This is a genomic window from Candidatus Poriferisodalis sp. (genome assembly GCF_965237655.1).
In the GTDB taxonomy this organism is placed as follows: domain Bacteria; phylum Actinomycetota; class Acidimicrobiia; order Acidimicrobiales; family Poriferisodalaceae; genus Poriferisodalis.
This window is the reverse complement of the sequence record NZ_CBDEGB010000002.1, coordinates 1-18,582: the sequence shown is the minus strand read 5'-3', so window position 1 is coordinate 18,582 and position 18,582 is coordinate 1. Positions and strand designations below refer to the sequence as shown.

Genomic DNA, 18,582 nt, shown 5'->3' with positions numbered 1-18,582 from the left:
GCGGGCGAAATCAGCCCAGGAGGCCCATTTCGGCGACGGTGTCGCGCTCTTCGACGAGCTCGGCCCAGGAGGCTTCGATGCGGGCGCGGCTGAACTCGTCGAGCTCGAGTCCGGTCACCACGTGGTACTGGCCGGCTGACACCGTTACCGGGTACGACGTGATGATCCCGTCGGGAGCGCCGTAGTCGTCGGTGGACGGGATGGCCATCGACACCCAGTCGCCGCCGGGCGTGTCCGACGCCCAGTCGCGCATGTGATCCACGGCGGCAGACGCTGCCGAGGCAGCCGACGATGCGCCACGGGCATTGATGATGGCCGCGCCGCGCTGCTGCACCGTCGGGATGAAGTCGTCCTCCAGCCACGCCTGGTCGTCGACCAGCGCCGCTGCATTGTGACCGCCCACCTCGGCGTGGAAGATGTCCGGGTACTGCGTGGCGGAGTGGTTCCCCCAGATCGTCATGCGGGTCACGTCGTTGACGGACATGCCGGCCTTGCCGGCCAGCTGTGCTATGGCCCGGTTGTGATCGAGGCGGGTCATGGCCGTGAACTGCCCGTCGGCAATGCTGAGCGCGTTGCGCATGGCGATCAGGCAGTTGGTGTTGGCAGGGTTGCCCACCACCAACACCCGCACGCTCGGGTTCGCAGCGTCGCTGAGCGCCTTTCCCTGCACGGTGAAGATGCCACCGTTGGCTTGGAGCAGGTCGCTGCGCTCCATGCCCGCCTTGCGAGGCATCGAGCCCACCAGCAGCGCGTAGTCGGCACCCTCGAACGCCTCGTTCGGGTCTGAGGTGCCCTTGCACACGGCCAGCAGCGGGAAGGCGCAGTCGTCGAGCTCCATCATCACGCCGTCGAGCGCACCCATCGCGGGCGGGATCTCCAGCATCCGCAGCTCAACCGGCTGGTCGGGGCCGAGCATCGCTCCCGAGGCGATCCGGAACAGCAGGCTGTAGCCGATCTGGCCCGCAGCTCCTGTCACGGCAACCCGGACTGGATTCTTGACGGCTGGATCGTTCACTGCACTCTCCTGGGTCGGCAAACCGGGAACCCGTCCGGGCTGCGGGCGTTTCTAGCGCAGCAGCGTGGCAACCGCACCCGCGTCACATCGGCTTCTCATTTGCAGCACCAGCGAGCTGGGTGCGGACGTGTCTCAGCCGATCTCAGCCGCTGCGTCGACCGTGTTGACGAGCAGCATCGCCCGTGTCATCGGACCGACGCCGCCGAGACGAGGAGTCACCCAGCCAGCGATCTCACCGACCGATTCGTCCACGTCAGAGAGGATCCGGCGGCCCTCGCGCGAAATCCCGCCGCCGACCACCGCCGCACCCGGCTTCACCATGTCGGGCGTGATGAGGCCGGGCACGCCGGCCGCCGCAACGATGATGTCGGCCTGGCGGGTGTAGGCGCCGAGATCGGCCACCCCTGTATGCACGACGGTGACGGCCGCGTTGGCGTTCGGGCGCTTGAGCGCCAGGAGCAGCGCCATCGGGCGTCCGATGGTGAGGCCTCGGCCCACGACCACCACGTGGCGTCCCTCTATCTGCACGCCGTAGTGCTCGAGCAGCACCTGGATGCCACGGGGCGTGCACGGCAGCGGACCGTCGGCGCCCATCACCAACCTGCCCAGGTTCACCGGATGCAGGCCGTCGGCGTCTTTGTCGGGATCGATGGCGAGCAGCGCCGCTTCCTCGTCGAGGTGGCGCGGGAGGGGCAGCTGCACGATGTAGGCGTGCACCATCGGGTCGGCGTTGAATTGTTCGATGACGGCGTTGAGCTCGGCTCGGGTGACGTCGGCCGGGAGGTGCTCGTGCACCGAGTCAATGCCGACCTCAGCACAGTCGCGGATCTTGGCGCCGACGTAGCTTTGCGACGCCGGGTCGTCACCGACCAGGATCGTGCCAAGCCCGGGTTCCAATCGCTGGGCGGTGATCCTGGCTCGCAAGCTGTCCTTGATCTGATCGGCCAGCGCCTGACCGTCCAAGAGCACTGCCGTCACGGCGTGCACAGTAGTGGCACGCCAGCAAACGCACGGGCCTCAAGTGGCGCTATTTGACTCTGGGTCAGAGAACGGTCTCTGGCTCAGCTTCGGTGATGACGTGCCAGCAGCTCTGTCGCCGACGAACGCACTTCTGCCTCGGTCCATCCTGCCGATGTGGCTTCTGCAACCATCCGCAGGGTTTCAACAGCCAACGTCGACGGGCCTCCCGTCGTGTCAAGCGCCTCCAACAGCTCGGCCTGCAACTTGTATACCGACGCTTGCCTCGTCGTGAGCCATGTCTCGATGATGCCGACGTCGGACCTATGCAGCGACGACGACTGCGTGGTCGAATTCGCGAGCGCCCGGGCCATGAACAGGATTGTACGTGCCGGCTGTCGCCGGTCTTGATCGAAAATTCTTTCCGATGTAACGGGATCGCTGAGGCAGTCTGCTGCCGATGGACAGCAGACGATTCACTTCGGCAGCTGAACTGCGAGCAGTCTTCAACGCAATCGTCCTGCCGCGGGCTGAGCGCGGTGAACTCCAGGAACTGGTGCTGTCAAGCGCTCAAGCTGGACCTGCATCTCGTCAACCGCCGGGCACGGTGAGCGAACTCGTCGGGTATTGCGAAGCGGGTCTGCGAGTGGCCGTAGCGCATCGATTTGTCACCCCCGACGGCGAGGTGGCGGCCTCCGGCAGGCCCGATCCCAAGGAGGTACGAATGGACGGAGAGCTGCTTGTATTGGACCGGCGGGCTACTTGATCACCATCGGTGACTGAGTGCTGCGGTTGCGGGCGGTGCGGCGCTTGTGGAGGCGACGCAGCGCAGGCGACGCTGCCGCTAGCGCTCGGTCGGCGGCGGCCAGTACCCGGCCTGCGGTGCCGGGGGTTTCGTTGTCGATGAGGTTGCCCATCACCTGCAGGGTGAGGCGGGCGATCGCATCGGTGCCGACCGCGAGACGCAGACCGGTTCGCAGGATGCGCGGGTGCCCGATGAGGAACGAGAATCGTCGGCCCGTGCGCAGGAACGCGTCGAACTTCTCGGCGACAATGCGGTCGTAGGTGTCGGCAACCGCTGCCGGGTCGACTGTGAACAGGTCGGCGGCGAGGATGCCGGTCTCGAGGCCATAGTCGATGCCCTCGCCGTTCATCGGGTTGATCAGCCCAGCCGCGTCGCCGATGGCCACCCAGCCGGGGCCGTGCCGCTTCGTGGCGCTCATCGGCAGTCGCCAGGCACGTGGGCGTTCCAGGTACGGGCCGAGCTGCCAGCTGTCGGCCACCAGGTCGCGGTAGCTGTCGCAGAGCCGGTTCAGGTTGAGCTTCGCGAAGCCCTTCATGGTGTTGAGCGCACCGACGCCGATGTTGACCGTGCCGTCGCCGGCTGGGAACAGCCAGCCGTAGCCGGGCACCGCGGTGCCGTCGGAGTCACGCAGCGTCAGGCACGCTTCGAGGTATTCGTCGGCGTGGCGGGGCGTCTCGGCGTAGGTGCGGATGGCGAGACCGAACGGCTCGGCGGGGTCGCGCAGCGCGCCGAGCATGCGGGCGGCCTGGCCTTGAGCACCGGCAGCGAGCACGACGAGATCGGCGGTCCAGCGCTCCCCCCCGGCGGTGACCCCCACCGCACGGCCGTCCTCGACGATCGGCAGCGCCTCGGTGCCGAAGCACAGCTCGGCACCTGCCGCAGCGGCGCCTTCACACAGAGCGCTGTCGAGACGGCGCCGGGGCCATACGGCGCCGTACGGGCCGAACTGCCCGTTCGCGGGCCAGTCCAGCTCGCGCACACGCCGCCCGGCGATCATCCGCAGCCCCGCAATGCGATGCGCTTCGTCCAGCGAAACGCCGAGCTCGTCGAGCGCTGCGACCGCACGGGGCGTCAGGCCGTCGCCGCAGACCTTGTCGCGACCCGGCGGTGCCTTCTCGAACGCAGTCACCTTGATACCGGCGCCCGCGGCACGCATGGCCGCCGCCGCACCGGCGGGACCAGCCCCGATCACGATCATGTCCCGGTGCGGCACCGCTACAGCCTGCCGACCCAGACGCCGGATCGCTCAACGGGGAGCTTCTGGCGGACTCGCTCGGCCCGCCGCGGCGGCGATGGGCAGCAACACGAGCTCATGGGCGAATTCCAACACTCGCACGGCGATGGCGAACGCGGCCGCGTCGCCGATGCCGAAGCGGTCGGCCAGCATCGCCGCCACGACGACTTCCCGCACGCCAAGTCCCGCCGGCGTGATGCCGACCATGCCAACGAGCACGCCGGCTGCCGTTGCGCCGGCGACTAGCCAGACATCGCCGGTACCGGCTCCGACCACGGCAAGGGCCAGCAGCACCGTTGCCACGAGCCGCAGCGCCACCGAGGAGCCGTACATCAACGTCGCCTGCCAGACCGTCGACGGTTGCGCGCTGAGCGCGTCGGGAGGGATGCGGTCAGCGATCGGTCGCAGGAGCACGACACGGCGCATGAACCGGTCGACGCGCCGCCACCACGTGCTGGCACCCGCGAGCGTCCACGGCAGCGTCGCCAGGCCGACTGCTGCGCCGGCTCCGATCACGATGCGCACAAGCCAGCCGCCGGCTGTGCCCAGCCAGTCGCTCGGGGCCCACAGCGCCGCGAATACGGCGGCCCAGCCGACGAGGGTGGCGGTCTCGACCACAACTGAGGCCCCCGCGGCCGCCCGGTTGACACCCAACGGGGCAGCCAGGGAGGCACGGGCTGCAATGGGGACCAGGCCAGTGGGCAGGTAGCGGGTGGCTTGGGACAGCATCCAGATGCGAAGCGCGGGCTGGCACGCCAGCGATGTGCCGTAGCCGCCGATCAGCTCGCGCCACCCGGTCGCCAGCAGCAGCGTCGCCGCGAATGACGCGGCGATCGCCCCGATCAGCCAGCCGGCCTCGACGCTCAGGTCGATCTGGCGAAGGTCGTCCCAGTTCCGGACGGCCAGCCAGACAATCACTGCAGCGGTCGCCAGCCCGAGCGCCCACCGCACGGCCGTGCCAACTGTCCGCTGCGCCTTGGGTCCGGTCCGATCGTTCACGACGGTGGGCCCTCAAGGCCATCCGCATGGCCCCCCACCAGCATCCCGCTGAGCGTACTGAGGCCTCGAGAGGTCACCCGCTAGAGCATGACGCAACCGACGAACGCTTCGCCGCGAGACTGATCATGTGCGTCCCCTGCCTGCAGCACCACCTGCGAACGTGCCGCCTCAGGAACTCGGCGGGTGGTCGAAGTTCGGCAGGCTCTCCGCGTGGGCGCTCTGGAGCGCTTTCGTGTGGTGGTGGTCGTCTGCAGTGGTGTGGATGGGCCTCATTGGGGATTGGGACGATCCGCACCCGCCGAACCCGATCGCCGCTTGGTCCGTCGCGCTGATTTCTATGGCAGCGATCGTCGCGATCGGGTGGAGCCTGCGCGTCCGCGCCGTGCGCTATGCCGGGCTGGCGTCGCTGCCAGTGCAGCTCGTTTGGTGGGCATTCATGATCCCCAACGCGGGAATTGCGAACTGAGGTCTCAGTCGCTCGCGCTCACGGGTCACACGGTATTGACAGCGCCTCCAGGCACCACGCCGCCGGGCCAGCAGGAACTTTGCGAGACTGGGACGGTGAGAGTCGTACTGGTGACCCCCGGGTTCCCGACTTCGCTCAACGATCACCACAAGCCCTTCCTGGCCCACCACGCGCAAGCACTCGCCGCTGCGGGAGCCGACGTGACCGTGGTGTGCCCGGCTCATCCCGATGCACCACGTCGCCACGACGTGGGTGGCATCGAGGTGCGCCGGGTTCGGTTCGCTCCTTCCCGAGTCCAGGCCCGGGTGGCACTCGGCGAGAGCTACCGCGTCTTCTCCGGCTTGTCGGCACTGTGGGTCATCCCAATGATCGCCAGGCTCACCCTGGCCACCGCGCGCCAGGCCCGCCGTCGCTCGAAGGCCGGGGATGCAGTGATTCACGGCCATTGGTGGTTCCCTTGCGGTCTCGTTGCCGTCGCTGCCGCCGCAGCTGGTCGGCGAGCCGTCAGCGTGGTGCATGTACACGGCTCCGACGCCGCGGTCACCACCAACGCAGTGCACCGATGGCTGGCTCGCCGGGTGCTGCGCCGGGCCAGCGCCGTAGTCACCGTCTCAGAAGATCTGCGCAGCTGGGCAGAATCGCTGGTGCAGCGATCCCACGGACCGCACCCACCGCCCAGTACCGAACTAGGGGGCCGCAGAACCGGGCCGCTGCTTCAAGTGGTGTCCATGCCCGTCAGGACCGAGCGACTCGGATCGCCCACGCTGCCGCCCACCGACGGCCCCATAGTCGCTGTTGGCCGCCTGATGGCAGAAAAGGGCTTGGACGTGCTGATCGAGGCCGTGGCGCTGATGCCGACCGCCGAACGGCCCGAAGTCGTCATTGTCGGTGACGGCCCCGACCGGACTCTGCTCGAAGCGTTGGCTCTGCGACGCAGTGTGACAGTCCAGTTCGTCGGCGCGGTGGCCCCCAGCGAGGTCGGCCAGTGGTATCAGCGAGCCCGCCTGGTGTGCGTGCCAAGCCGCCGCGAGGGCTTCGGCATGGTGGTCGCCGAAGCGCTCGCCGCAGGACGCCCCGTCGTGGCAACCGCAGTCGGGGCCGCACCCAACTTCATTGCCGATGGAACAAACGGCCACCTCGTCGCCCCCGGCGACCCCAAAGCACTGTCCGCTGCCTTGACCCAAGCAATGCAGTCAGACCCCGGTCTCTCAACCGCGAGCCAGGACGAGCTGGCACCGTTCAGCCCACAAGCACACGCTGCAACCCTGCTGGATCTCTACGCCACGCTGAGTCAGAAGTAGAAGACGAAAGCCAAAGAACCGGGACCGCAAGGGGTCGGCGGGGCCGCCAGCCTGCGCTGTTGGGACCTGCTGGATCTCCCTGCGCAGGGGGGCGGTCCCGCTGGCCCCGGGAAGCGCTCGCGCTGCACCCGGAGACGGTGCGCTACAGCTCGGCGACGATCTCCTCCATCAACTCGCCAGCCTCAGTCGGATTGAGCCCAACCCGAACGCCGGCATCGCGCAAAGCATCCATCTTCGCCGCAGCAGTCCCCTTGCCCCCCGAGACGATGGCGCCAGCGTGCCCCATCTTCTTCCCCGGCGGAGCAGTCACACCGGCGATGTAGCTCGACACCGGCTTGGTCATGTTGTGCTTGATGAACTCGGCGGCTTCTTCCTCGGCCGAGCCGCCGATCTCGCCGATCATCATGACGGCCTTGGTTTCAGGATCGGCCTCAAATGCTTCGAGGCAGTCGATGAACGAGGTGCCCGGCACGGGGTCGCCGCCGATGCCCACGCAGGTGGTGACGCCGATGTCCTTTTGCTGCAGCTCGTACAGCGCCTGGTAGGTCAGCGTGCCCGAGCGGCTCACGATCCCGACCGGGCCGCCCGCCTTGGCGATATGCCCCGCGGTGATGCCGATGTTGCACTCCCCGGGCGTGATGATCCCGGGACAGTTCGGCCCCAGCAGCCGGACGTGGGGGTAGTCGCGCCGCAGCATGTTGAAGAAGCGGGCCTCGTCGTGTGCCGGAACGCCCTCAGTGATGCAAGCGACGAAGCTGATGCCTGCCTCGGCGGCATCGAGCACGGCATCGAGTACGCGAGGAGCGGGAATGAAGATGCACGAGGCATTAGCGCCGGTCGCTGCGACCGCTTCGGTGCAGTTGGCGAACACCGGCACACCTTCGACGTCGGTGCCGGCCTTGCGAGGATTGGTACCCGCCACGACGTTCGTGCCGTAGTCGCGGTTCAGCATGCCGTAGTAGCGCCCTTGGGAGCCCGTGAGGCCCTGGTAGACGACCTTGGTGTCTTTGTCGACGAAGATGCTCATCTGAAGCTCCCGTTCAGCTCGCAGCCGCGGCCAGCGCGACGGCTCGACGGGCAGCGTCGAGCATGGTCGGTTCCATCATCAGCTTCTGGTTGAGATAGGGGGCGAGGATCTCGCGACCCTCTGCGGCGTTGGTGCCGTCGAGGCGCAGCACGATCGGCGCCTCGATCTCAACGGCCTCGAGTGCCCCGATGATCCCGTTGGCCACTTCCTCGCCACGGGTGATGCCGCCGAAGATGTTGATGAAGATGGCTCGCACGTCGGGGTCGTTGTTGATCACCTCGAGTGCGTTGGCCATCACCTGAGCATTCGCACCGCCGCCGATGTCCAGGAAGTTGGCGGGGCGCCCGCCCACCTGGTTCACGACGTCGACGGTGCTCATTGCCAGTCCGGCGCCGTTGGCGATGACGCCGACGCTTCCGGCCAGGCCGACGTACTGCAGGCCCTTGGCGTGCGCGGCTTCCTCGCGTTCGTCACGCGGCTGCGTCTCGTCGTACTGGGCATAGTCCGGATGGCGGAACACTGCGTTCGCATCCAGCGTGACCTTGGCGTCCAGGACGTGGACCCGGTTGTCGGGCGTGAGGATGAGCGGGTTGATCTCGACGAGGTCGGCGTCGCCTTCGGTGTAGGCCGTGTAGAGCTTTTGCAGGATCTCGACGGCCTGATCGGTGGCGACCGGGTTGAGGTTGGCACCCTCGACCCAGGCCCGAGCGGCCTGCGCGGTGAGTCCCTCGGCAGGATCCACCAACACCTTGCTGATGGCGTCGGGGTTCTCGGCCGCAACGGTCTCGATCTCCACGCCGCCCTCGGCGGACAGCATCCCGAGGTGCTTCTTGGCCGAGCGATCCAGCGTGAAGCTGGCGTAGTACTCCTCGGAGATGTCGGACGCCTGTTCGATCCACAGCCGCCGCACGATGTGGCCGTTGATGTCGAGCCCCAGGATGTTGCCGGCATGGGTTCGCACATCGTCGACGGTGGCGGCGAACTTGACGCCGCCCGCCTTGCCGCGCCCGCCGGTGTGCACCTGTGCCTTGACCATCACCGGCGTACCCAGGCGCTGCGCAGCGGCTACTGCTTCGTCGACGCTGAAGGCAACTTCGCCGTCGGATACCGGCATGTCATAGCTCTTGAAGAACTGCTTGCCCTGATACTCGAAGAGATCCACGGCGGGGAGCATAGGAGGGGAGGCTTGTCGCCCGCTGCGGAGGCGGCAGGGCCCTCTGCTCCGGGAATCCAGCAGGTTCCAACCTCGCAGAGTTCCCTGCCGCCTCCGCAGCTAGTTCGTCTGTGCCGGGCCGCTGGTGTGCTGGCGGCGCAGGTTGGCGAAGCTGGCGACGAGGGTCTTGGTGCCGGCGTCGGCGAAGTGGACGGTGACCTCCCAGTCGTCGCCGTCGGGCCGCACCTCTTGGACGACGCCGGCTCCAAACTTGGCGTGCAGGACGTCGTCGCCCACGCCGTAGTCGAGCCCTTCCGACGGTGCCGGCCTGGGCTCCCCCATCCGGGCAGCAACCCGGCGGCGAGCCTCTTCCCGCCGAGACTCGCGGCCCTTCGAGGTGCTGTCATCGCGGCGGGCAGGGTCGGTCCGCTGCTGGCGTTGGGCGGCCAGTTCGGCTTCGTCGAGCTGGCTGTGTTCGGTGGGCTCGCTGGCACGGCGATTGGCGCCCCAGTCGCTCGTGACGGGCCGCCACGAGCTGCCGAGACGCTGCGTGTCGTCCGAGCGGTCGTCAATCAAGTCGGGCGGTATCTCGGCGAGGAAGCGACTGGGCGGGTTGTAGCTGGTTTGGCCATGCAGCATCCGGCTCCACGAGTGGGTGAGGTACAGCTGCTCGCGGGCCCGGGTGATGCCGACGTAGGCCAGCCGGCGCTCCTCTTCCAGCTCGTAGGGGTCGGTCATCGAACGGTGGTGCGGGAAGACGCCGTCCTCCATGCCGGTGACGAACACGACGTCGAACTCGAGTCCCTTGGCGGAATGCAAGGTCATCAGGGCCACCTGTGAGGCGTCGCTCATCTCATCGACATCGCTGACCAGTGACACCTGCTCCAAGAACTCGTCGCACGACTCGAACTCTGCGGCGGCACCTGCGAGCTCTTCGAGATGCTCCAGCCGCCCTTCGGCCTCGATGGTGCCTTCATCGGTCAGCGCCTGCACATAGCCCGATTCGGTCAGCGCCACTTCGAGCACGGCAGCCGGGCCGTCGGGGATGCGGGCGACGGCCCGGCCCATCAGCTCGCGGAACCGGAGCAAGCCGTTGCGGGCAGTGCCTCGCACGCCGAGCGATTCGAACCGGTCGATGACTTCTGCCAACGACGTGCCGCCCCGCGCCGCCGCATCGTCCAGCTTGGCGATGGTGCGGTCGCCGATGCCACGTGCAGGCAGGTTCACGACCCGCTTGAGCGACACCTCGTCGGATGGGTTGACGGCCGCCCGCAGGAACGCCAGCGCGTCCTTGATCTCTCGCCGGTCGTAGAACCGGGTGCCGCCGATGATCTGGTACGGAACGTCGTTGGCGACCAGCTCTTCTTCGATCACCCGCGACTGCGCGTTGGATCGGTAGAAGACCGCTGCGTCGCTCCAGTCGATCTGACCTTCGCTGTGCAGGCGTCTCAGCTCGCTGCAGACGTACCGGGCTTCATCCGCCTCGTCGGTGCCGCGGTACCGAATCGGCCTCGCCCCGCCGGATTGATCGGTCCACAGGTTCTTGGTCGGCCGTCCCAGGTTGTTGCGGATGACCGCGTTAGCGGCGTCCAAGATCACCTGGCTCGAACGGTAGTTCTGATCCAGCACGTAGGTCGAGCTGTCGCTGAAGGTGGCGCCGAACTCCAAGATGTTGGTGATGTCCGCGCCCCGGAACGCGTAGATCGACTGGTCGGAATCGCCGACGACGAAGACATTCTGCAGGGGGCCGCTGAGCAGCCCGATCAGCCGCACCTGCGCCAGGTTCGTGTCCTGGTACTCGTCGACGAGGATGTGCTCGAAGCGCTGCCGGTAGTGCTCGGCCACGTCGTCATGAGCGCCGAGCAGTTCCACACCGAGCATCAGCAGATCGTCGAAGTCCATGGCACCGGCGCGCCGCATTCGCTTCTGGTACTCGGAATAGATCCGGGCCACGTCGCGAGCAAACGGTCCGCCGCCATCGGGGGCCTCGGCCAGCTCAGCTGCCTGCGGCGGGGTGATGAGGCGGTTCTTCAAGGTGGAGATGGCTGCATGAACAGCGCGTTCGTTGAAGCGCTTGGGGTCCAGATCGAGGTCGCGTACCACGTAGCGAGTGAGCCGCCGCGAGTCAGCCTGGTCGTAGATGCTGAACGTGGCGGGGTAGCCGAGCACGTCGGCATGGCTGCGCAGGATCCGGGCGCAGGCGCTGTGGAACGTGGAGATCCACATCCGGTGCGCCACCTGGCCGACGAGACCGCCGATGCGCTCGCGCATCTCCCCCGCCGCCTTGTTGGTGAAGGTGATCGCCAGCAGGCCGAGCGGGCTGAGGTGACGGTGTGCCAACAGGTACGCGATGCGGTGGCTCAACACCCGGGTCTTGCCCGACCCAGCCCCGGCTACTACGAGCGCCGGGCCGTCGCCGTGCAGAACAGCGGCCCGCTGGCCGGCATTCAGCGGAGCCAGGATCGGGTCGTCGTCTGCGCTCATGGCTGGCAACCGCGGTTCGCGTGGCGCCCGTAAGCAGGGTTCGGCGCAGGTTGGCTCATGCGGGTCGCTTCACGTTGTGTAGTCGGCGTTGATGCGGACGTACTGGTCGGTGAGATCACAGCCGTAGACCGTGAACGACCCGCCCACGTCCGACGTCTGGATGCCCAGGTCCACCGAGATCAGCACTTCGTCGGACGCCAGGTAGGCCTCGAGTTCGGCGAGCGCCTCGGGAGTTGCGGGCGTGGGATACACCTCCTGGTTGCCGAAGCGGATCACCACATTGTCCTGGTGGATGTCGGTCTCGTCGCTGCACTTGCCGACAGCCATCGCGACCCGGCCCCAGTTGGGATCGCGGCCATGCACAGCGGTCTTCACCAGCGGCGAGTTCACGATGGCCTTGGCGACCCGCTTGGCCTGCGGGTCGTCACGGGCTTCGTTCACGGTCACCACGATGAGTGTCTCGGCGCCCTCGCCGTCAAAGGCGAGCTGACGGGTCAGATCCAAACTGACGGCACCGAGGGCAGACTCCAGTTCGGCCTCGTCGACCGCTCCGGCTGCACCGTTCGCCAGCATCACCACCATGTCGCTGGTGGACGTGTCGGTGTCCACGCTGAGCGCGTTGAACGTCACGTCGCACACGCGGCGCAGCATGGCGTCAAGCCGGTCCGGGGCTATCTCGGCATCGGTGGTTATCACCGAGATCATCGTGGCCATGTCGGGCTCGATCATGCCTGAGCCCTTGGCGATGCCGATCACGGTGGCAGCACCAGCCGATGCGCTGGCGGTCTTGGGATGTGTGTCGGTGGTCATGATCGCCGTGGCTGCCGCAGTGGCGTCCTGCGACGTCAGTGCCCCCTCCCGCGCTGCAACCAGATGGTCGAAGTAGACATCAACCTTGCCTTCGGGGTAGTGCACGCCGATGAGACCCGTGGAACCCACCAGCACCTGGTCGGGCTGGCAGCCCACGAGTTCGGCAACGCGCCGCGCCAGATTCGCTGCGTCTCGCTCGCCCTGCTCTCCGGTCGCCACGTTGGAGTTCTTCGACACCACCACGACCGCCTGCGACCGCCCGTCGGCGACGTTGGCCTGGCTGAGGCGCACGCTGGCACCGGCAAACAGGCTCTTGGTGAACACACCCGCCGCAGCGGCCACCCCATCAGCCGCCAAGACCATCACATCGTCGGTGTCGTCTTTCATGCCCATGTTGCCGACATGGCAGCCGAACCCGGCCGGCAAGTCGACCGTCGCGCCCGGATCCGGAAGCTCTGCAGACACCATGTTGAACCCTCGTTGCACGCATCTCCACGGCCTGCCCGCGGCTGTGGGGCCAAGGTAGTTGCGGTTGCGCCGAGAGCCTCAGGCAATTCACCCGGCGGACACGGGATAGGTGCTATTGACTGGGTTGCTGGCCCCGGACGCGGGGCAAGACGATGTACGGCCAGGGGAATGGCACCTCGCCGAACGGCACCTCGATCACTGTCGGCCCGTCCGAGCCAAGAGCTTCACGCAGGCGGGTGCGCAGCTCGTCGGGCGTGCTGGCGGACAGCCCTCGGACACCGAAGGAATCGGCCAGCTTCACAAAATCCGGACTCGTGAGGTCGCTGGCGATGACGCGGCCGTCGTAGCGCTCGTGCTGTATGCGACGAACGTTGCCGTAGGCGTGATCGTTGAACACGATCGTCGTGAGCGGAATCTGGTGGTGTACGGCGGTCGCCAACTCGCTGATGGTGAACAGCGCTCCCCCGTCGCCGACGATCGACACCACCGGAATGTCGGGCCGCGCATGTGCCGCACCGAGCGCTGTTGCGAACCCGTATCCCAGCGTGCCTTGGTAACCGGCGCTGATGTAGGTCCTCGGGCGGTACACCTCGAACCCGAACCAAGCCACATAACCGCACTGAGTCATCTCGTCGACGAAGATGCCCTCGGGTGGCAGTTCCGCCCGGATTGCACCGAGCCAGCCGTACTGGGGCGCAAGTGCCTCAGCGCAGACGGCTTCGACTTCGGCTTTGGTGTCAGCGATCATGGCGCGCCACGCAAAGCGATCGGCCGGTGCGTCCCCCAGTGCGTCGGCGAGCAGCGGCAACGCGTCGGCGAGATCGGCATGGATGCCCACCGTGGGCGGCCCAACGCGGCCGATCTCTTCGGCATCGATGTCGATGTGGACGATCTTGAGGTCGTCGTCGACACCCCAGGTGGACTGGTGCATGGCGAGCCGAGTGCCCAGCCCGATCACCACGTCGATCTGCGGCCAGAGCCGGTGACCGGTCGGCATGGTGATGCTCAAGGGGTGGTGCGACGACACCACGCCGCGCCCACTTCGAAACGTCACAACAGGGGCCGACAGCCGCTCGGACAGCCGGCAGATCTCGGTTGAGAACGACTGGGCGCCGCCCCCGACGACGATCATCGGTCGCTCGGCCGCGGCAACGAGCTGAGCTGCCTCGGAGATGGCCGCCGGATCGGGCGCTGGACCCGCGACTGCGGGGGTGGCGAGGCTGCCGGCAGGTGTTGGGGCAGCGGCGCTCCACACGTCGGTCGGGACTTCCACGCCGACCGGTCCTCGACGTCCCGAGCGAAGTGCCGCGAACGCGTTCTGCAGCACCGCGTGAGCTGTCGCGCCGTCAGCGATGCGCTCAGACTGTTTGGTGAGCCGCTGCAGCACGCCGAGCTGATCTGGGATCTCGTGCAGAGCGCCAAGCCCTTTGCCGATTGCGGCCGAAGGGATTTCGCTGACCAGCGCTAATACCGGGGCGTTGGTGGCGTACGCAGTGCTCAGCGCGGCGGTCGTGTTGAGCAGGCCGGGCCCTGGCACGACGCAGAACGCCTGCGGCTCGCCGGTTGCCATGGCAGCGCCCAGCGCCATGTAAGCAGCGCCCTGCTCATGGCGGGTGTGGATCGGGGCCAAGGCGTCGCGACGGTCGTAGAGCACGTCGAAGAACGGGTCGTTTTGCACTCCGGGCAGGCAGTACAGGTCGGTGATGCCGTTCGCGATGAGCGTCTCGACCGCCAAGCTCGCAACTGACTGCGTCACTCGCCTAGTCCCATTCGCCTATTCCCACTCAATCGTGCCGGGCGGCTTGGAGGTGATGTCGTAGACCACCCGGTTCACGCCAGACACCTCGTTGACAATCCTCGATGAAATCGTCTCGAGCAGATCGTGAGGCAAGCGGGCCCAGTCGGCGGTCATCGCATCCTCGCTCGTGACCGCCCGCACGATGATGGGCTTGGCATACGTGCGCTCGTCGCCCATCACGCCGACGCTGCGGATGTCTGCCAGCACGGCGAACGCCTGCCACACCTCACCGTCCAGACCTGCTGTCGCAATCTCCTCGCGCACGATGACGTCAGCGGCTCGCACGGTTTCGACAGCCTCGGGCGTGACTTCGCCCACGATCCGCACGCCGAGGCCCGGCCCTGGGAACGGCTGGCGCTGGACGATCTCGGGCGGCAGGCCCAGCTCGGCGCCTACGGCACGCACCTCGTCCTTGAAGAGGTTGCGCAGCGGCTCGACCAGCTCGAAGGTCATGTCTTCGGGCAGCCCGCCGACGTTGTGATGGCTCTTGATCTTCGCGGCGGTGGGCGAGCCAGACTCGATCACGTCGGGATACAGGGTTCCCTGCACCAGAAACCCGGCGTCGCTGATGCCGCCTGCGGCCCGTTCGAAGATGCGCACGAACTTCTCGCCGATGATCTTGCGCTTGTCCTCGGGATCGGTCACCCCGGCAAGCGCTTCGAAGAACTCGTCTGCGGCGCGTTCGTGGATCAGCTCGATGCCCTGCGTGCGCCGGAACGTCTCGGTGACCTGCTCGCCTTCGCCTGCTCGCATGAGTCCCGTGTCCACGAAAACGCAGGTGAGCTGGCTGCCGATGGCCCGCTGCGTCAGCGCCGCCGCCACGGCACTGTCCACGCCACCCGACAATCCGCAGATGGCACGGGCACTGCCGACTTGGGCACGGATGGCTTCGACGCTCTCGGCGATGACATTCGTCATCGTCCATTCGGAGTTGACCTGGCACACCTCGTGCAAGAACCGCTCGAGCTGAGCCTGCCCACCAGGTGTGTGATGAACCTCCGGGTGGTACTGCACTCCGTAGAAGCGACGCTCGAAGTCCTCGATCACGGCGGCGGGACTGTCCGGCGTCGATGCCGTGACCACGAATCCCGCAGGCGGCTCCGTCACCGCATCAAAGTGCGACATCCACACTGATTCCGACGAAAGTGCTCCAGGGGACGAGCCACCCAGCAGCTCCGACGCCGCGTCGGTTCGGCCGAGCATCGTGCGCCCGTACTCGCCCCGACCACTGCGGTCCACCCGCCCGCCGAGGTCGCTAGCCAGCAGCTGCGATCCGTAGCAGATGCCCAGGATCGGCACGCCCAGCTCGTAGACGTCTGGGTCGATGCCAGGTGCCCCTTCGACGTGCACCGAAGCCGGTCCGCCGCTGAAGATGATCGCCGCTGGCGAGCGTTCAGCCAGCTCGGCAGCGGTTGACGTGTGAGGAACGATCTCGGAATAGACCTGCGCCTCGCGCACCCGCCGCGCAATCAGCTGCGCGTACTGCGCGCCGAAATCCACCACGAGGACCGTTGGGTGGGCGACCGAGCTGGCCGCCGGCGAGTGTGGGGGCATAAGACCGGCGCCGCAGCTGCGCCACGTTCGGGAAAACAACGAGGGTAGCGCTGGGCCCAGGGTGCCCTGCGGGATTCGGCATCCAGAAATGACGCAGGGCCGACGAGTTCGCCGGCCCTGTGCGTGAGTTGTAAGGAGCTGCAGCGGGAGCTACATCATCCCGCCCATGCCACCCATGCCACCCATGGCAGCAGCAGCGGCAGCAGCGGCTGCGGGGTCAGCCTCCTCGGGCTTGTCGGTCACCAGCGTCTCGGTCGTGAGCAGCAGGGCCGCGATCGACGCCGCGTTCTGCAGCGCCGCACGGACCACCTTCGCCGGGTCGATCACACCGGCGGCAACCAGGTCTTCGAACTTGCCGGTTTCGGCATTGAAGCCCGTGTTGCCATCGGCCTGCTCGATCTGCTGGACGATCACGGCGCCCTCATAGCCGGCATTGTGTGCAATCTGACGGCTGGGGCTTTCGAGCGCCCGGTGCACCATGCGGGCCCCGGTGGCTTCATCGCCATCGAGGTCCAGCGCTGCGACAGCGGCACGAGCCCGCAGCAGCACGGTGCCGCCACCAGGCACGATGCCTTCTTCGATGGCGGCACGGGTCGCCGACACGGCGTCCTCGATGCGGTGCTTCTTTTCCTTGAGTTCGACCTCGGTGGCCGCGCCGACCTGGATCACCGCCACGCCGCCAGCCAGCTTCGCCAGCCGTTCCTGCAGCTTCTCGCGATCCCAATCGGAGTCGGTGTCGTCGATCTCGCGCTTGATCTGCACCACACGACCCTCGATGTCGCCGGACTCGCCGCCGCCGTCCACGATGGTGGTTTCGTCCTTGGTGATGATCACCTTGCGGGCGGTGCCGAGCAGGTCAACCGTGGTGTTCTCCAGCTTCAGGCCCACCTCCTCAGAGATGACCTCACCGCCGGTGAGGATGGCCATGTCGGCCAGCATCGCCTTACGGCGCTCGCCGAAGCCAGGGGCCTTTATCGCCGCCGATGAGAACGTGCCGCGGATCTTGTTGACCACCAGCGTTGCCAGCGCTTCGCCCTCGACATCCTCGGCGATGATCACAAGGGCCTTTCCTGCCTGCATCACCTTCTCGAGCACGGGGACCAGCTCGGTCACCGAGCCGATCTTGCCGTTCACGAACAGCAGGTAGGGATCGTCGAAGACGGCCTCCTGACGGTCGGGATCGGTCACGAAGTAGGGCGACAGGAAGCCCTTGTCGAACTGCATGCCCTCGGTGAATTCGAGGTCTACGCCGAACGTGTTGGATTCCTCGACCGAGATGACGCCGTCCTTGCCGACCCTGTCGAACGCCTCGGCGAGCGTCTCGCCAATCGTGCTGTCCGCAGACGAGATGCCAGCCACGCTGGCGATCTTGTCCTTGTCATCGGACACGTCGATGGCCATGGCGCCCATGGAGTCGACGGCTGCAGCAACAGCGGCCTCGATGCCCCGCTTGAGCTCCATCGGGTTGGCGCCGGCTGCCACGTTGCGCAAGCCCTCGCGCACCATTGCATGGGCCAGCACCGTCGCGGTGGTCGTGCCGTCGCCAGCGACGTCGTTGGTCTTGGTGGCGACCTCCTTCACCAGCTGAGCACCCATGTTCTCGAACGGGTCGCTGAGCTCGATCTCACGGGCGATGCTCACGCCGTCATTGGTGATCGTCGGCGCCCCGAATGACTTCTCGAGCACGACGTTGCGGCCCTTGGGGCCCAGCGTCACCCTGACAGCGTCAGCCAGCTTGTTGACACCAGCTTCGAGGCCGCGGCGGGCCTCCTCGCTGAACTTCAGAATCTTCGGCATGTGTCGGTTCTCTTTCTTGTCGTCGCGTAATGAGTTAGGCGACGACGGCCAGGACGTCGCGAGCGCTCAGGATGAGCAGGTCCTCGCCGGCCACGGTGATCTCGGTGCCGCCGTACTTGCTGTAGACGACGGTGTCGCCGACGCCGACGTCCATCTGGATGATCTCGCCCGAATGGTCGGAACGCTTGCCGGGGCCGACCGCAAGTACCTCGCCCTGCTGCGGCTTTTCCTTGGCGGTGTCGGGGATGACGAGCCCGCTGGCGGTGGTCTCTTCAGCGTCGCTGGGACGCACGACGATTCGGTCCTCAAGTGGCTTCAGGTTCATGGTCGGATGTGCCTCCTGTGGCTCATGACGGGTCCAATTGGACTGCCCGGCAGCACTTAGCACTCTCACCGGGCGAGTGCTAACGATACGAGCCCAAGGAACGGGCCACAACCTCCCAGACACCCGATTTCAATGGGTCTGAAGGCGGTGTCGCTGCTCAGTCCCCGAAGTCGATCCGCAGGTTTGGATCGGCGCCGCTGTCGAGGGCTGACGGGCCGTCGCTGGCCAGTCGATACCAGGCGGTCGCGGCGATCATCGCTGCGTTGTCAGTGCACATCGCACGGCTGGGCAGGTAAGCGTTGAGGCCGTCTTCCATGCAGATGTCGAGCGTGCGTTCGCGCAGAGCGCTGTTGGCCGCCACGCCTCCGGCCAGGCAGATGCCCGCGGCA

General features: G+C 67.0%; 16 protein-coding genes and 1 pseudogene. 3 read left to right on the top strand and 14 right to left on the bottom strand.

The annotated features are described in order from the left end of the window. Window positions 1-10: 10 nt before the first annotated feature. From ACPXYO_RS08020 to ACPXYO_RS08010, 3 genes are all read right to left on the bottom strand, one after another. Window positions 11-1,015, bottom strand: a complete 1,005-nt coding sequence (locus ACPXYO_RS08020) for a malate dehydrogenase (protein ID WP_423918784.1) — start codon at window positions 1,013-1,015, stop codon at window positions 11-13. A 132-nt stretch (window positions 1,016-1,147) separates the two neighbouring features. Beyond that, window positions 1,148-1,993 carry a bifunctional 5,10-methylenetetrahydrofolate dehydrogenase/5,10-methenyltetrahydrofolate cyclohydrolase gene (locus ACPXYO_RS08015; protein WP_423918782.1) on the bottom strand — a complete coding sequence of 282 codons (846 nt, stop codon included), beginning with the start codon at window positions 1,991-1,993 and terminating at the stop codon, window positions 1,148-1,150. Between the two features lie 83 nt (window positions 1,994-2,076). After that, the gene (locus tag ACPXYO_RS08010; protein ID WP_423918779.1) at window positions 2,077-2,346 is read right to left on the bottom strand and encodes a hypothetical protein; all 270 of its coding nucleotides are present in this window, start codon (window positions 2,344-2,346) and stop codon (window positions 2,077-2,079) included. A gap of 86 nt (window positions 2,347-2,432) precedes the next feature. Between ACPXYO_RS08010 and ACPXYO_RS08005 the strand changes: the two genes are divergently transcribed. Further along, window positions 2,433-2,738, top strand: a complete 306-nt coding sequence (locus ACPXYO_RS08005; RefSeq protein WP_423918777.1) for a hypothetical protein — start codon at window positions 2,433-2,435, stop codon at window positions 2,736-2,738. Here the strand turns inward: ACPXYO_RS08005 and ACPXYO_RS08000 are convergent. Then, window positions 2,731-3,990, bottom strand: coding sequence for a geranylgeranyl reductase family protein (locus ACPXYO_RS08000; RefSeq protein ID WP_423915796.1), 1,260 nt, complete (start codon window positions 3,988-3,990; stop codon window positions 2,731-2,733). The genes ACPXYO_RS08005 and ACPXYO_RS08000 overlap by 8 nt on opposite strands. A gap of 33 nt (window positions 3,991-4,023) precedes the next feature. After that, complete coding sequence (locus ACPXYO_RS07995; RefSeq protein WP_423915797.1) at window positions 4,024-5,010, bottom strand: lysylphosphatidylglycerol synthase transmembrane domain-containing protein; 987 nt, start codon at window positions 5,008-5,010, stop codon at window positions 4,024-4,026. A gap of 127 nt (window positions 5,011-5,137) precedes the next feature. Here ACPXYO_RS07995 and ACPXYO_RS07990 point away from each other — a divergent pair, with 127 nt between their 5' ends. Continuing rightward, window positions 5,138-5,476 carry a hypothetical protein gene (locus ACPXYO_RS07990; protein ID WP_423915799.1) on the top strand — a complete coding sequence of 113 codons (339 nt, stop codon included), beginning with the start codon at window positions 5,138-5,140 and terminating at the stop codon, window positions 5,474-5,476. A 95-nt stretch (window positions 5,477-5,571) separates the two neighbouring features. Further along, window positions 5,572-6,777 carry a glycosyltransferase family 4 protein gene (locus ACPXYO_RS07985; RefSeq protein WP_423915801.1) on the top strand — a complete coding sequence of 402 codons (1,206 nt, stop codon included), beginning with the start codon at window positions 5,572-5,574 and terminating at the stop codon, window positions 6,775-6,777. A 142-nt stretch (window positions 6,778-6,919) separates the two neighbouring features. Here ACPXYO_RS07985 and sucD read toward each other — a convergent pair whose 3' ends face one another. The 9 genes and pseudogenes from sucD to ACPXYO_RS07940 all read right to left on the bottom strand — a co-directional run. Continuing rightward, entirely contained in the window at window positions 6,920-7,804 is an 885-nt protein-coding gene (gene sucD / locus ACPXYO_RS07980; protein WP_423915803.1) for a succinate--CoA ligase subunit alpha, read from the bottom strand. Between the two features lie 13 nt (window positions 7,805-7,817). Then, the gene (gene sucC, locus ACPXYO_RS07975; protein WP_423915805.1) at window positions 7,818-8,966 is read right to left on the bottom strand and encodes an ADP-forming succinate--CoA ligase subunit beta; all 1,149 of its coding nucleotides are present in this window, start codon (window positions 8,964-8,966) and stop codon (window positions 7,818-7,820) included. 111 nt (window positions 8,967-9,077) lie between these two features. Then, a complete protein-coding gene (locus tag ACPXYO_RS07970; protein ID WP_423915807.1) occupies window positions 9,078-11,441 on the bottom strand; it encodes an ATP-dependent helicase in 2,364 nt (787 codons plus the stop codon). A gap of 69 nt (window positions 11,442-11,510) precedes the next feature. Then, window positions 11,511-12,719, bottom strand: a complete 1,209-nt coding sequence (gene argJ / locus ACPXYO_RS07965) for a bifunctional glutamate N-acetyltransferase/amino-acid acetyltransferase ArgJ (RefSeq protein WP_423915808.1) — start codon at window positions 12,717-12,719, stop codon at window positions 11,511-11,513. 112 nt (window positions 12,720-12,831) lie between these two features. Beyond that, a complete protein-coding gene (locus ACPXYO_RS07960; RefSeq protein WP_423915810.1) occupies window positions 12,832-14,475 on the bottom strand; it encodes a thiamine pyrophosphate-dependent enzyme in 1,644 nt (547 codons plus the stop codon). 18 nt (window positions 14,476-14,493) lie between these two features. Continuing rightward, the gene (guaA, locus tag ACPXYO_RS07955; RefSeq protein WP_423915811.1) at window positions 14,494-16,071 is read right to left on the bottom strand and encodes a glutamine-hydrolyzing GMP synthase; all 1,578 of its coding nucleotides are present in this window, start codon (window positions 16,069-16,071) and stop codon (window positions 14,494-14,496) included. A gap of 150 nt (window positions 16,072-16,221) precedes the next feature. Then, on the bottom strand, window positions 16,222-17,868 hold the full coding sequence (gene groL / locus ACPXYO_RS07950) for a chaperonin GroEL (RefSeq protein ID WP_423915813.1): 1,647 nt from the start codon (window positions 17,866-17,868) through the stop codon (window positions 16,222-16,224). Between the two features lie 34 nt (window positions 17,869-17,902). Continuing rightward, a complete protein-coding gene (gene groES, locus ACPXYO_RS07945) occupies window positions 17,903-18,193 on the bottom strand; it encodes a co-chaperone GroES (RefSeq protein ID WP_419554702.1) in 291 nt (96 codons plus the stop codon). Between the two features lie 157 nt (window positions 18,194-18,350). Further along, window positions 18,351-18,582 (bottom strand): annotated as a pseudogene (locus tag ACPXYO_RS07940) (tRNA (adenosine(37)-N6)-threonylcarbamoyltransferase complex transferase subunit TsaD); the annotation flags it as partial.